The sequence below is a fragment of the Pseudomonas sp. Nvir genome, assembly GCF_963778085.1.
Taxonomy (GTDB): domain Bacteria; phylum Pseudomonadota; class Gammaproteobacteria; order Pseudomonadales; family Pseudomonadaceae; genus Aquipseudomonas; species Aquipseudomonas juntendi.
Genome location: NZ_OY970405.1, coordinates 2,454,413 through 2,465,550 on the forward strand (window position 1 = coordinate 2,454,413; position 11,138 = coordinate 2,465,550).

General features: G+C 63.6%; 10 protein-coding genes. 1 reads left to right on the forward strand and 9 read right to left on the reverse strand.

Going from position 1 to position 11,138, the window contains the following annotated elements:
* Positions 1 to 13 precede the first annotated feature (13 nt).
* From AACG97_RS11770 to AACG97_RS11780, 3 genes are all read right to left on the reverse strand, one after another.
* A complete protein-coding gene (locus AACG97_RS11770) occupies positions 14 to 856 on the reverse strand; it encodes a TIGR03915 family putative DNA repair protein (protein WP_197884853.1) in 843 nt (280 codons plus the stop codon).
* On the reverse strand, positions 847 to 2,067 hold the full coding sequence (locus AACG97_RS11775) for a putative DNA modification/repair radical SAM protein (RefSeq protein ID WP_009686599.1): 1,221 nt from the start codon (positions 2,065 to 2,067) through the stop codon (positions 847 to 849). The genes AACG97_RS11770 and AACG97_RS11775 overlap by 10 nt, the downstream gene beginning before the upstream one ends.
* A 100-nt stretch (positions 2,068 to 2,167) precedes the next feature.
* On the reverse strand, positions 2,168 to 3,076 hold the full coding sequence (locus AACG97_RS11780; protein ID WP_197884854.1) for a LysR family transcriptional regulator: 909 nt from the start codon (positions 3,074 to 3,076) through the stop codon (positions 2,168 to 2,170).
* Between the two features lie 152 nt (positions 3,077 to 3,228).
* Between AACG97_RS11780 and AACG97_RS11785 the strand changes: the two genes are divergently transcribed.
* Positions 3,229 to 4,092, forward strand: a complete 864-nt coding sequence (locus AACG97_RS11785) for a type 1 glutamine amidotransferase domain-containing protein (RefSeq protein ID WP_197884855.1) — start codon at positions 3,229 to 3,231, stop codon at positions 4,090 to 4,092.
* 61 nt (positions 4,093 to 4,153) lie between these two features.
* Here the strand turns inward: AACG97_RS11785 and AACG97_RS11790 are convergent, their stop codons facing one another.
* From AACG97_RS11790 to yghU, 6 genes are all read right to left on the reverse strand, one after another.
* Positions 4,154 to 5,398, reverse strand: a complete 1,245-nt coding sequence (locus tag AACG97_RS11790; protein WP_054903974.1) for a saccharopine dehydrogenase family protein — start codon at positions 5,396 to 5,398, stop codon at positions 4,154 to 4,156.
* Positions 5,399 to 5,431: 33 nt separating this feature from the next.
* The gene (locus tag AACG97_RS11795) at positions 5,432 to 6,529 is read right to left on the reverse strand and encodes a carboxynorspermidine decarboxylase (protein ID WP_197885830.1); all 1,098 of its coding nucleotides are present in this window, start codon (positions 6,527 to 6,529) and stop codon (positions 5,432 to 5,434) included.
* 177 nt (positions 6,530 to 6,706) lie between these two features.
* The gene (locus AACG97_RS11800; protein WP_125854399.1) at positions 6,707 to 7,624 is read right to left on the reverse strand and encodes a pyridoxal-phosphate dependent enzyme; all 918 of its coding nucleotides are present in this window, start codon (positions 7,622 to 7,624) and stop codon (positions 6,707 to 6,709) included.
* Positions 7,621 to 8,289: a helix-turn-helix transcriptional regulator gene (locus tag AACG97_RS11805; RefSeq protein WP_397459947.1), complete on the reverse strand. Its 669-nt coding sequence runs from the start codon at positions 8,287 to 8,289 to the stop codon at positions 7,621 to 7,623. Before AACG97_RS11805 ends, AACG97_RS11800 begins: the two co-directional genes overlap by 4 nt.
* A 92-nt stretch (positions 8,290 to 8,381) precedes the next feature.
* A complete protein-coding gene (locus AACG97_RS11810; RefSeq protein WP_225785590.1) occupies positions 8,382 to 10,085 on the reverse strand; it encodes an amidase in 1,704 nt (567 codons plus the stop codon).
* Positions 10,086 to 10,270: 185 nt separating this feature from the next.
* Positions 10,271 to 11,113: a glutathione-dependent disulfide-bond oxidoreductase gene (gene yghU / locus AACG97_RS11815; protein WP_054903976.1), complete on the reverse strand. Its 843-nt coding sequence runs from the start codon at positions 11,111 to 11,113 to the stop codon at positions 10,271 to 10,273.
* Between the last annotated feature and the right edge of the window lie 25 nt (positions 11,114 to 11,138).

An 11,138-nucleotide genomic window follows, 5' to 3' on the forward strand; every position in this document is an offset into this window, starting at 1 on the left:
TGGCTGGCGTGCATCACCGCCCAGTCTTGCTGATCTTTTTGCCGGCCTGCGCAGCCACTTCCAGCGCCTGGCCGTCCCGCTGCTTGCCTTGGCGTGCCAAGCCCTCGAGCTGGGGTATCAGCATGCCTTCCGGCAAGTGCCGCCAGAACCGCCCCGGCATGTGCAGGCGCAGGGCATCAGGGTTGAGGCGGGCAGGGTTGAACGTATGGCGATAATAGGTACGCCATAGCTCGGCCCCCGGGTCCTCGGCACTGCGCGCCCACTGCCGCCATTGCGCCGGGCAGCGCCGTTGATAGTCGAACCCGGCACCGTCGAAGCGAATGCCATCCTGAGGCGTAGCGATCAGCCAGCGCAACTTGCTCAGGCGGTCGGCGAAGTGCGCACTGGCGCTCTGCAGAACATCATGTGCCGGCTCGTGATACGCCACCAGGTCCAGTTGCAACTGCCCAGCCACCGCTTCGGGCAGCGGCACGAAGCGTACAAAGGCATGCAAATGATGGGCTTCGCGCGTTACCTGCTTGATGCGCCGTTGCAACTCACTGCCCAGGCGGTCCCCCGCCAGCATTGCGGTGCGGTCGCCGTGGGCGACACGCCACAGCACTTCGTACAGCAGGTTCCAGCGTTGCTCGCCACGGTAGCGAGAGGCCAGTTCCAACTGACCCAACAATTGGGCCGGGACTTTGGCCCGGAAGGGGCCAGGGCCGGTAGGCAGCGCTGCGGGTACAGCCAGCAAATCCGCCATGGGGCCCTGGTTCCAGGTGATTTCCGAAGGGTCGATGCCATGCCCCAGTAACACCCGCGCCTGTTCACGCCATGTGGCGAACAGGTCGTCGCAGTCGAGCGCAATCACCCCCACAACCCCATTTGCACCGGTGCCTGCGGTTCGCGCAGGCGTGCACGCAGCAAGCCGCTGCGCAGTTCGGCCTGTGCCGGGCGGTAATCGCTGGTGACGATGAACGGGCGCGCCTTGTCCAGCACGCAGCGCAGCTGAATCAGGTCGTCATAGCGGATACGCCGTTCCCGGCGCAAGGCCACCAGGCGCTGCACGCTGCGCAGGCCTATGCCGGGGATGCGTGCCAGCAGTGCCGGCTCGGCGCGGTTCACGTCCAAGGGGAATACCTCGCGGTTGGCCAGCGCCCAGGCCAGCTTGGGGTCGATGTCCAGTGCCAGGTTACCGTGCTGACCCAGCAGCTCACCCGCCTTGTAGCCATAGCCCCGGAGCAGGAAGTCAGCCTGGTACAAGCGGTGCTCGCGCAACAGTGGGGGGGCGGCCAATGGCACGCTGCCTGGGCTGTCGGGGATCGGGCTGAACGCGGAGTAGTACACCCGCTTGAGGCCGTAACCCTGGTAAAGCGATTCGGCATTGCGCAACAAGGTGCTGTCATCGGTGCTGTCGGCACCGACGATGACCTGGGTACTTTGCCCCGCCGGGGTAAAGCGCGGTGCCCTGGGTTCATTGGCTACGGCTTGCTGCCCCTGGTGAATGACGCCCATGGCCTGGCGAATGGTGTGTGCCTGCTTTTCAGGCGCCAGGCGCTTGAGGCTGTCGTCGGTCGGCAGTTCGATGTTGACGCTGAGCCGGTCAGCCAGGCGCCCGGCTTCTTCGATCAGCAGCGGGTCGGCGTCGGGGATGGTCTTCAGGTGGATGTAGCCGCGGAAGTTGTGTTCCTCGCGCAACAGCCGGGCCACGCGAATCAGCTGCTCCATGGTGTAGTCCGCCGAACGGATGATGCCAGAGCTGAGGAACAGGCCGCTGATGCAGTTGCGCCGATAGAAATCCAAGGTCAGGCGCACCACCTCTTCCGGGCTGAAACGTGCCCGAGGCACGTTGCTGGAGCGGCGGTTGACACAGTACTGGCAGTCGTACAGGCAAAAATTGGTCAGCAGCACCTTCAGCAGCGACACGCAGCGGCCGTCGGGCGTATAGCTGTGACAAATACCCATGCCATTGGTAGCACCCAGGCCATCGCCACCGCGCGAATTGCGCTTGGGCGCGCCGCTGCTGGCGCAGGAAGCGTCGTACTTGGCAGCGTCGGCCAGAATACCGAGTTTGGCGATGAGTTGCATGAGGGCGTCTCGCTGTACTGAATATTCATACAGTATTTTGAGATCTTACGGATTGCAAGAGGTTGTGCGCCATACCCGACTACATTCGTCAGAAACATCCCTATTGCTGGGCCACGGCCCACAGCTGCTGGCGAAGCCAGCGCCGCAAGGGGTCGGCATGGGTACGCGCATGCCAGATCTGCATCACCTCCACCGGCGGCAGCTCCAGCGGTAGCGGGAACATGCGCAGGTCCTCGTCACGGTCGGTAGCTTCGAGGGCCAGCGAGCGCAGGCAGGTCAAAAGCAGGTCGGTACCCCGCAGCAAGCGCATGGGTGCGATGAAGCTGGACAGGCCAGCCACCACCCGGCGTTGCTTGCCCTGGCTGTGCAGGGCGCGATCAACCAGCCCATCAAGGTCACCGGTCAGGGTGGTGAGCAGATGGTCACTGGCCAGAAAGGTGTCCAGGTCCAGGCCGCTATCCAGGCCTGGATGGCTGCGCGAGGCAAGCACTACGAACTGCTCCCTGAGCAGCCGCTGCTGGTGGAAGGTGTCGGGCAGGTCGGTGTAGAAGCCGGCGACAGCCAGGTCACAGGTGCCTTTTTCCAGCGCTTCTCGGGGTAACGCGCCCCGGGTGTTGTGTGTAACCAGCGTCAGGTTGGGCGCTTGGCTGCGCAGTATTGGTAACAGCCTGGGCAGCAGTGTCTGCTCCACATAATCGGTGCTGTACAGGTGTACGCGGGCAGGGCGGGCGAGAAAGTCTTGCCCCTCGCAGCGTTCATAGAAGCCTTCCAGGCCCGCTACCAGGCGTTCTACCTCAGGCGCCAGCTCATGCGCCCGCGGTGTGGGGGTAAGCCCTCTGGGCGCACGCACGAACAGGGGGTCGCCAAGCTGGTCTCGCAATTTGCCGAGCTTGTGGCTGAGTGCGGGCTGGCTGAGCGCCATACGTTGGGCGGCGAGCGTGGCGCTGCGCTCCTGGTAAAGCACATGGAACAGATAGAGCAGGTTCAAGTCCTTATTGGCGATATTCATATTCCGAATGGCAGCCATGATCACTTTAGAATTATCGAATCATAGCCGTAGCGGTAGGATTCCCCCAGTGATGACTGACCCGGAGCTGCCAATTACACCTTGCGCTCCGCCACTTTGGTATTGCAGGCGCTTGCCTGATCAGGAGTTGACGCATGAAGAAGCCGACCACACTGGCGCTGGCAGTCACCGGCGCGTTGCTTGCCGGTGGTGCCCAATCGGCGCCCAAAGGCGAAGTACTGGTGCTGCTGTCCAGCGAACACCAGCTGCCGTTGCAGAACGGCGAACACTACGCCACCGGCTATTATCTCAATGAGTTCGGTGTGCCCGCCGACCAATTGCTCAAGGCTGGCTACCGCCTGGTGCTGGTGACACCCAAGGGTAATGCCCCGCGCGTGGATCCGCGCTCCGTCGACCCACAGTATTTCGCCGGTGATGCCACAGAGATGCGCCGGATTGAAAAGGTGGTGCAGGGCCTGCCAGACATCGACGATACCCTGTCGGTGAAAGAAGTGCTGGCTGGCGACCTCGACCGCTATGCCGGGCTGTTCATCCCCGGCGGCCACGCGCCTTTGATCGACTTGGCCAATAACCCGGATGTCGGCACCTTGTTGCGGCATTTCCACCAGGCAGGCAAACCCACAGCGGCTATCTGCCACGGCCCGATCGCTTTGCTGTCGGCGCAGCAGGACCCGGTCGGTTACCAGGCCGCGCTGGCGCGTGGGGAGCCGGCGGCAGCCAAAGACTGGGTGTACCAGGGCTACAAGATGACCATCTTCTCTGACCCGGAGGAGCAGGTGTTCGAGCGTTCGCTCAACGACCAGCGCTTGTTGTTCTACCCGGCGAACGCGATGGCGATGGCCGGCGGCGACATGGGTTATGCCAAGCCCTGGCAACCGAATGTGGTGGTGGATCGCGAGTTGATTACCGGGCAGAACCCGTTCTCGGACAAGGCCCTGGCCAAGGCATTGCTGAAAAAACTCGGTGAGCGCGCGAAGCTCACGGCCGAGGCCAACTGAAGCGTAAGCGGCCAGCCAAAGCAGAAGGGGCGCCACAGTGGCGCCCCTTCTTGTTTACCGCTTAGGCTTCAGCGTCCCAAGGACGATCACCTTTTTCATCCTTGACGCGGGTCGGCAGGCCCATCACGTCCAGCGCCTTGAGGAACGGCTCGGCTGGCAGCTCCTCGACGTTGACCATGCGTTTGGCATCCCACTCGCCACGGGCAACCAGCAGGGCCGCAGCCACTGGCGGTACGCCTGCGGTGTAGGAGATGCCCTGGCTGTCGGTTTCGGCGTAGGCCTCTTCGTGGTCGGCCACGTTGTAGATGAACACTTCGCGCGGTTGACCGTTCTTGGTGCCTTTGACCAGGTCGCCGATGCAGGTCTTGCCGGTGTAGCCCGGGGCCAGCGAGGCCGGGTCTGGCAGCACGGCCTTGACCACTTTCAGCGGCACCACTTCCAGGCCTTCGGCCGTTTTCACCGGCTGCTCGCTGAGCAGGCCAAGGTTTTTCAGCACCGTGAACACATTGATGTAGTGCTCGCCGAAGCTCATCCAGAAGCGTACGTTCGGCACGTTGAGGTTCTTCGAAATCGAGTGAACTTCGTCATGGCCGGTGAGGTACAGGTTTTGCGAGCCGACCACCGGCAGGTCGTCGGTACGCTTGACTTCGAACATGGTGTTGCTGGTCCACTGGCTGTTCTGCCAGCTCCACACTTGCCCGGTGAACTCGCGGAAGTTGATTTCCGGGTCGAAGTTGGTGGCGAAGTACTTGCCATGCGAGCCGGCATTGACGTCGAGAATGTCGATCGAATCAATGCTGTCGAAATACTGTTGCTGCGCAAGTTTTGCGTAGCTGTTGACCACACCCGGGTCAAAGCCGACCCCGAGAATGGCGGTAATGTTCTTTTGTTGGCACTCTTCGAGGTGTTTCCACTCGTAGTTGCCGTACCACGGCGGGGTCTCGCAGATCTTGCCCGGCTCTTCGTGGATGGCGGTGTCCAGGTAGGCGACACCGGTATCGATGCAGGCACGCAGCACCGACATGTTGAGGAAGGCGGAACCGACGTTGATCACGATCTGCGACTCGGTCTCGCGGATCAGCGCCTTGGTCGCCTCGACATCGAGGGCATTGAGCGAGAAGGCCTGGATGTCGGCGGGAACCTTGAGGCTACCCTTGGCCTTGACGCTGTCGATGATGGCCTGGCATTTGGAGATGTTCCGTGACGCGATAGCGATACGACCCAGTTCGTCGTTATGCTGCGCGCACTTGTGGGCCACCACCTTGGCGACACCTCCTGCACCAATGATAAGAACGTTCTTCTTCAATTTACCTGTTGCTCCTTACTTGGGAAGCCTGCCTTACGACAGGCTGGAAACGTAGTCTTCAAAACCGAACTTACGGACGACCTCGACGCTGCCGTCGAGTTGCTTGACCGCGATGGACGGCATTTTCAAACCGTTGAACCAGTTTTTCTTGACCATGGTGTAACCGGCCGTGTCTACGAACGACAGGCGATCGCCAATGGCCAATGGGCGGTCGAACTGGTACTCACCGAAGATGTCACCGGCCAGGCACGATTTGCCGCAGACCATGTAGGTGTGCTCGCCGTCGTTGGGGGCCATCTTGGCGTTCAGGCGGTAGATCAGCAGGTCGAGCAGGTGCGCTTCGATCGAGCTGTCGACCACGGCCAGGTGCTTGCCGTTGTACAAGGTGTCGAGCACGGTCACTTCCAGCGAGGCGCTGTTGGTGATGGCGGCTTCGCCAGGCTCCAGGTACACCTGCACCCCGTAGGTTTGTGCGAAGGCCTTGAGGCGCGCGCAGAAGGCGTCTACTGCATAGTCTTCACCGGTGAAGTGGATGCCGCCGCCGAGGCTGACCCACTCGACCTGGTGCAGCAGGTGGCCGAAGCGCTCTTCGATGTGCGTGAGCATCTTGTCGAACAGGCCGAAGTCACCGTTCTCGCAGTTGTTGTGGAACATGAAGCCAGAGATCTGGCCGATCACCTGCTCGATCTTGGCCGGGTCCCATTCGCCCAGGCGGCTGAACGGCCGGGCCGGGTCGGCCAGCAAGTAGTCGGAGCTGCTGACCTGCGGGTTGACGCGCAGGCCGCGCACCTTGCCTTCGGACTGGTAGGCAAAGCGTTGCAGCTGGCCGATCGAGTTGAAGATGATCTTGTCGCAGTTCTCGAGCATTTCCTCGACCTCGTCGTCGGCCCAGGCCACGCTGTAGGCGTGGGTCTCGCCGGCAAACTTCTGGCGGCCGAGCTTGAGCTCGAACAGGGAAGACGAGGTGGTGCCGTCCATGTACTGCTGCATCAGGTCGAATACCGACCAGGTGGCAAAGCACTTGAGGGCGAGCAGTGCCTTGGCACCGGAGTGTTCGCGCACGTAGGCGATCTTCTCCATGTTGCTGAGCAGCTTGGTTTTATCGATGAGGTAGTACGGCGTCTTGATCATTTAAAGGCCCCCGGCCAGGCCGGCCAAAAAAAGGACACGCATTGTGCCTTCCCTTGCCGCAGATCGAAAGGGCGCAGGGCATTTTTCCTTTGCGTGGCTGCCACTGCCGGGCAGAGTCGCCGGCAGTGTCGGGTTCAGTGATACACGGCAAAGGAAACAGACATATGACAGCCCGTATCAGTCGACCTGTCGCAGCCACGCCTGTATCTGTTCCAAAGTGGCGGTAGCACCCCCGCATACCACCACCAGCACGTTCGGGTAACGCGCCATGGCGCTGGCGTCGTAGGCCAGCGCCAACGCGGCGCCACAGGCGGGCTCCACCAGTAGCCGATGGTCTTGCAGAAAGCGTTCGCAAGCCTGCAGCGCGGCACGGTCGCTGACCAGGTGGCTGTGTACCGGTTGCCGACGCGTACAGGCCAGCGCCTGTTCGGCCACCCGCTTGGCACCCAGCGAGCCGGCGATCGAGGCAATGCGCGGCAACGCCACGGTGTGCCCGGCTTGCATGGCCGCGTGCAGCGAGGCAGCGCCGGTCGTCTCCACGGCCAGCACCGGCACGTCCGCCCAGCCATTGCGTTGCAGCCCCTCGACCACGCCGCTGAGCAGCCCGCCACCCCCCACCGACAGCACGACCGCATCGGGCTTGAAGCCGGTCGCAACCACTTCGTCGACCAGGCTGGCATGCCCGGCCCACAGCAGCGGGTCGTCGAAGGGGTGAATGAAGGCATCGCCAGCGCCTACCAGGGTCAGTGCCAGTTCGTTGGCTTCCTGCCACGAGCTGCCGTGTACCAGTACCTTGGCATTTTCCAGGCGCAGCAGTTCCTTGGCCCGTTCGGTGGTGGTCTCGGGCACCACCACGGTCACCGGCACCCCCAGTTTGCGCCCGGCGTAGGCCACCGCCAGGCCGGCATTGCCCCCCGAGGACGACACCAGGTGCCTGGCACCCCGCGCGTAGTGAACCTCGCAGGCGTGGCCCACCCCGCGCAGCTTGAACGAGCCACAAGGCTGCAGGGCGTCAAGCTTGAGCCAGATGTTGCGCCCGGCAGCCAGCGACAGCGGGCGTGATTCGATCAGGGGCGTAGGGATGTGCAAGGTCATAGGCTGGCTCCGCGCAGTTGTTCGAGGTAGTTGTAGATGGTGTAGCGGGTCACGCCGAGTGCGCTGGCGGCCTTCTCGACGCCGCCCTTGACGATGAACAGGCCACGCTCCTGCATCACGCGCACAGCTTCGAGCTTGGCCTGCTTGTTCATTCGCCCTTGGCCGTTGCGCTGCAGTGCGCCCTGGATGATTTCGCTCATCAGCAGCGCCATGTCGGCAGGCTCGGTGGCGGTCGGCGTAGCGCCCAGGGGCTGGAAGTGCTGGAGGAACTGCATGGCCGCGTCCAGGCCGGTAACATCGGTGTTCACACACAGGCTGGCAAACGGGTGCCCGCTGCTGTCGCGGAATATCGCGGTGGCGCTGCGCAGCGTGCGGCCCTTGAGGGTAGTGGGGTAGTCGGGCAGCACCACCGGCTCACAACCCTGCTGGTCGGCCGAGGCCTGCATCAGGGCCTTGAAACCCTGGTCCTGTTCCGGGGCGGCAAGGATCGGGCTACCGATGCTGCGACCGGAAAGGTGGCCATTGACGACAGCCACCACCGAGTGCTCGGGGTGGTCGAGGTCGTGCAGGAGGATTTCCATGTTGCGCGCGGCAACGCTACCCAAGGCCTGGATGGCGGCCTTGAGCACGGTGAGGGTGAGCTGGCGCTCGGCAGTGGGTGTCATGGGCAACGAGCCGAAAAATCAACGATTTGTGTATATTTACACGAATCGTTGATTTTAGCGACAGTTGCCTGAAGGTCGTTGCCGTGGGGGGCTCAACCCAGGGCGGGGGTGCGCGGCGGCACAATGCGGCGCGAACCGGTCGCTTCAAAGGCGGCCGCAAAGGTCAGCAGGGCATTGTCGCTGTAGGCCCGCCCGGCGAAGGTCAGGCCCACCGGCATGCCGATGTCGGCCATGACGCCCATCGGTACGGTCACGGTCGGTACGCCAAGGTGGCGGATCGCCAGGTTGCCATTGGCCACCCATACGCCGTTGCTCCAGGCGATGTCCGCCGATACCGGGTTGACGTCGGCATCGGCCGGGCCGACATCGGCCACGGTGGGGAACAGCACGGCGTCCAGGCCTTGGGCGTCCATCCAGTCTTCCAGGTCCAGCTTGCGGGTCCGCTCCAGGCCGCGCAGCCCATCGGGCAGGGTCTCGATCTGGTCCCAGGTCTTCAGGCCACGCTTGGCCATGTTGACGTATTCGTCCATGCCGGCTGCAAGGTCGTCTTCGCGGTTGGGCAGGGTGCCCGGGTCGTGCGGGAAAATCTGAGGCCCATCGACATCCGCCAGACGGTTGAGCTTGGGGTCGCCATTGGCGCGCAGGAAATCATCGAAGCCCCAGCCCGACAGCTCCCACAGCTCGTCGTGCAGGAATTCCTTGCTGACGATGCCGCGGTTGTACACCGTGGGTACGCCGGGGCGGTCCCCTTCGCAGTTGGACACCAGCGGGAAATCGACGTCCACCACTTGCGCGCCGGCCGCTTCCAGGGCCTGACGGGCCTGTTGCCACAGGGCGATAACGCTGGCGCGGGTGTGGATGCGCTGGCCGGTAGGGCCCCCGATACCAGGCTTTTGCGAAGTGCCGGCTGCGTCGTCGGCATTGATGTACATGCGCGGCACGCCGAAGCGTTTGCCCTTGAGGGCGCCGGCATCGGCGGCCAGGTCCAGGTACGACGCTGGGCGCACCGCCGAGGCCGCGGGGATGGGCACCCAGGGCTGCAGGCGCCACAGGTCGCCACGCTTGTCGGGGTCATCGGCGACCACCACGTCGAGTACCTCCAGCAGGTCGGCCATGGTGCGCGCATAGGGCACCACCACATCCATGGTCGGGGTCAGCGGCCAGTTGCCGCGCACCGAAATCACCCCACGCGAGGGCGTGTAGGCGCACAGGCCATTGTTCGAGGCGGGGCCGCGGCCACTGGACCAGGTTTCTTCGGCCAGGCCGAAGGCGCTGAAACTGGCGGCGGTAGCCGTGCCGGCGCCGTTGGACGAGCCCGAGGCGAACGGCGCGGTCAGGTAATGGGCGTTGTACGGGCTTTCGGCGCGGCCATACACACCGCGCTGCATGCCCCCGTTGGCCATGGGCGGCATGTTGGTCTTGCCCAGGCATATGGCCCCGGCGGCGCGCAGGCGCTCGATGGTGAAAGCGTCGCGCTGGGCCACCAGGTCTTTGAAGGCCGGGCTGCCCGATGCCGCAGTCAGGCCTTTGACCAGGTAGCTGTCCTTGGCAGTGTAGGGAATGCCGTCCAGCGGGCTCAGCAGCTGGCCTTTGGCGCGGCGGGCATCGGAGGCCTCGGCTTCTTGCAGCGCCTGCGGGTTGCGCACCACTACGGCGTTCAGGGCGGTGGCCGTGTCGGCGCCGTCGTAGGCATCAATGCGGGCCAGGTAGGCCTTGACCAGCTCGACCGCCGTCGTGCGGCCCGATTCGAGCGCGTCGCGCAGCTCGGCAATGGAAACCTCGGTTACCTCGATCATGCGTTCACCAAACAATGTACAGGTGGGGGCTATTGCGGGGAGTGTACAAGAAGGGCTACGCGGACGCAGGTTTGCGCAGGGGCAAACGGTTTTGTGCAGGTGGGCATTGTCATGCCCGAGTACGCGGCGGGCATTGGCAGCGGCGGCCCTGTATCAGCACAGGGCCACCTTCGGCGCGCGTTGTATCAGTTGTCCAGATCCGCAGCCGAATGCCGTTCAGGCACCTGGCTGGCTTCGTCGCCCCAGGTGCGGTTCACCCGGGTGCCGCGTTGCACTGCCTTGCGCTGGGCAATCTCTTGGGCCCAGCGCTGTACGTTCGGGTACTCGTGCACCGCCAGGAACTCTGCTGCGCCGTACAGGTTGCCCAGTACCAACTGGCCGTACCAGGGCCATACGGCAATATCGGCGATGCTGTATGCCTCACCGCCCAGGTATCGGCTTTCGGCCAGGCGCCGGTCAAGCACATCGAGCTGACGCTTGGCCTCCATGGTGAAGCGGTTGATGGCGTACTCGAACTTCTCCGGCGCGTACACATAGAAATGACCGAAGCCGCCACCCAGGTAGGGCGCCGCTCCCATCTGCCAGAACAGCCAGTTCAGGCACTCGGTGCGGGCAGCAGGCGCTGTCGGCAGCAGGGCGCCGAACTTTTCTGCCAGGTACAACAGGATCGAGCCGGACTCGAAGACTCGCACCGGTGGTTCCTGGCTGCAGTCGAGCAGTGCGGGGATCTTGGAGTTGGGGTTGACCTTGACGAAGCCGCTGGAAAACTGGTCGCCTTCGCCGATGCGGATCAGCCAGGCATCGTATTCCGCGCCAGCGTGGCCGAGTTCAAGCAGCTCTTCCAGGGCAATGGTGACCTTTACGCCGTTGGGCGTGGCCAGGGAATACAGCTGCAGCGGTTGCTCGCCCTTGGGCAGGTCCTTGTCGTGGGTGGGGCCGGCGACAGGGCGGTTGATACTGGCGAACTGGCCCCCGGATGCAGCGTCAGGGCGCCAGACCTTGGGTGGCACGTAGGCGGGTTTGCTCATGCATGAAACTCCTTCAAGGGCGCTG